Origin of the sequence: Ralstonia sp. TCR112 (assembly GCF_007997035.1) — a bacterium.
GTDB lineage: Bacteria > Pseudomonadota > Gammaproteobacteria > Burkholderiales > Burkholderiaceae > Ralstonia > Ralstonia edaphi.
Genome location: NZ_VOSS01000239.1, coordinates 1 through 2,631 on the forward strand (window position 1 = coordinate 1; position 2,631 = coordinate 2,631).

1 protein-coding gene is annotated in these 2,631 nt (G+C 65.5%); it reads left to right on the top strand.

Annotated features, from left to right (window positions below):
- Positions 1 to 271 precede the first annotated feature (271 nt).
- Positions 272 to 2,631: bifunctional proline dehydrogenase/L-glutamate gamma-semialdehyde dehydrogenase PutA (gene putA / locus FUT88_RS25615; protein ID WP_147219349.1), on the top strand; the 2,360-nt coding region annotated here is incomplete at its 3' end.

A 2,631-nucleotide genomic window follows, 5' to 3' on the forward strand; every position in this document is an offset into this window, starting at 1 on the left:
GCGCGCCTTTCTTTGCTTACTTTCTTTGGGCAAGACCAAAGAAAGTGAGTCAGCCCCGGCAGGGGATGAAACAAGGGATGCACCACAAACAAAAAAACCAGCCATAAAGTCACCCCAAAAAGGCCCCCACAGCCCTCTGCGGTTGCACCCCAATCTACCCATTTCGAACCAAGGGGTTTCACTAGGTTGCACCTTCCGGATCGCCAGGCGTATGATCCGCCCAATTTGCCGGCCACAAGCCAGGCAATGGCAGCTCTGGATAGGAACCCACATGGCTACAACCACCCTCGGGGTCAAGCTGGACGATGCTTCGCGTGAACGCCTCAAGCGCGTTGCGCAGTCCATTGACCGCACGCCGCATTGGCTGATCAAGCAGGCGATCTTCACGTATCTGGATCAAGTGGAGCGGGGGCAGCTGCCAACTGATGCAAACGGCCCGGCGGCGGATGGCCTCCCGTCCGCCGCCGCAGCCGTCTCGGACGTGCACGAGGGTGACGAACCTGCGGTGCAACCGTTCCTCGAATTTGCGCAAAGCGTGCAACCGCAATCGGTGCTGCGCGCCGCCATCACCGCCGCCTACCGCCGGCCGGAAACCGAAGCCATTCCGATGCTGCTGGAGCAGGCCCGCTTGCCGGGCGCGCTCGCCTCGGAAGCCAAGCAGCTCGCACGGGACCTCGCGGGCAAGCTCCGCACGCAAAAGGTCGGCACCGGCCGCGAAGGTCTGGTGCAGGGCCTGATTCAAGAATTCTCGCTGTCGAGCCAGGAAGGCGTGGCGCTGATGTGCCTGGCCGAGGCGCTGCTGCGCATTCCCGACAAGGCCACGCGCGACGCGCTTATCCGCGACAAGATCAGCAACGGCAACTGGTATTCGCACGTCGGCCAGAGCCCGTCGCTGTTCGTGAACGCCGCCACCTGGGGCCTGCTGCTCACAGGCAAGCTGGTCGCCACGCATAACGAAGCCGGGCTGTCGAAGGCGCTCACGCGCATCATCGGCAAGAGCGGCGAGCCGCTGATCCGCAAGGGCGTGGACATGGCGATGCGCCTGATGGGCGAGCAGTTCGTCACTGGCGAAACCATTTCCGAAGCGCTGGCCAACGCGCGCAAGTTCGAGGCCGAAGGCTTCCGGTACTCCTACGACATGCTCGGCGAGGCCGCGATGACGGAGGAAGACGCCCAGCGCTACCTCGCGTCGTACGAGCAGGCCATCCGGGCGATCGGGCAGGCTTCGGGAGGGCGCGGTATCTACGAAGGGCCGGGCATCTCGATCAAGCTGTCGGCGCTGCATCCGCGCTACAGCCGCGCGCAATACGACCGCACGATCAACGAGCTGTATCCGCGCGTGAAGGCGCTGGCGATGCTGGCGCGTGAATACGACATCGGCATCAACATCGATGCGGAAGAAGCCGACCGCCTGGAGCTGTCGCTCGACCTGCTGGAGCGCCTGTGCTTTGCGCCTGAGCTGGCCGGCTGGAACGGCATCGGCTTCGTGGTGCAGGGCTACCAGAAGCGCTGCCCGTTCGTGCTGGACTACATCATCGACCTGGCGCGCCGCAGCAAGCACCGCCTGATGATCCGCCTGGTAAAGGGCGCGTACTGGGACAGCGAGGTCAAGCGCGCCCAGGTTGACGGCCTGGAGGGCTATCCGGTCTACACGCGCAAGGTCTACACCGATGTGTCGTACCTGGCCTGCGCGCGCAAGCTGCTGGCCGCGCCGGAGGCGATCTTCCCGCAGTTCGCCACGCACAACGCGCACACGCTGGCGGCCATTTACCACATGGCCGGCCAGAACTATTACCCCGGCCAATACGAATTCCAGTGCCTGCACGGCATGGGCGAGCCGCTGTACGAGCAGGTCGTCGGCAACAAGCCGGGCAAGCTGAACCGCCCGTGCCGCATCTACGCGCCGGTCGGTACGCACGAAACGCTGCTGGCCTACCTGGTGCGCCGTCTGCTGGAAAACGGCGCCAACACCTCGTTCGTGAACCGCATTGCGGACGAGTCGATTCCTCTGGACGACCTCGTCGCCGACCCGGTGGCCGTGGTGGAAAAGATGCACGCCGATGAAGGGACGCTCGGCCTGCCGCATCCGAAGATTCCGCTGCCGCGCGACCTTTACGGTGACGTGCGCGCCAACTCGTCGGGCATTGACCTGGCGAACGAGCAGCGCCTGGCGTCGTTGTCGTCCGCCCTGCTTGCCGGCACCAGCACCGTCTGGACGGCCGAGCCGACCATCGGCGATGCGCCGTACGTGGGCGGTACGGCGCAGCCCGTGCGCAACCCGGCCGACCTGCGCGATGTGGTTGGCCACGTGACGGAAGCGACTGAAGCCGACGTCGATGCCGCACTATCGGCCGCCGCTGCTGTCGCGCCCATCTGGCAAGCCACGCCGCCCGAGGCACGCGCCGCGCTGCTGGACCGCGCCGCCGACCTGATGGAAGGCGAGATGCAGCACCTGATGGGGCTGATCATCCGCGAGGCAGGCAAGACGCTGTCCAACGCCATCGCCGAAGTGCGCGAGGCTGTCGACTTCCTGCGCTATTACGCGGCGCAGGTGCGCGGTGGGTTCTCCAACGACACGCACCGCCCGCTGGGCCCGGTGGTCTGCATCAGCCCGTGGAACTTCCCGCTGGC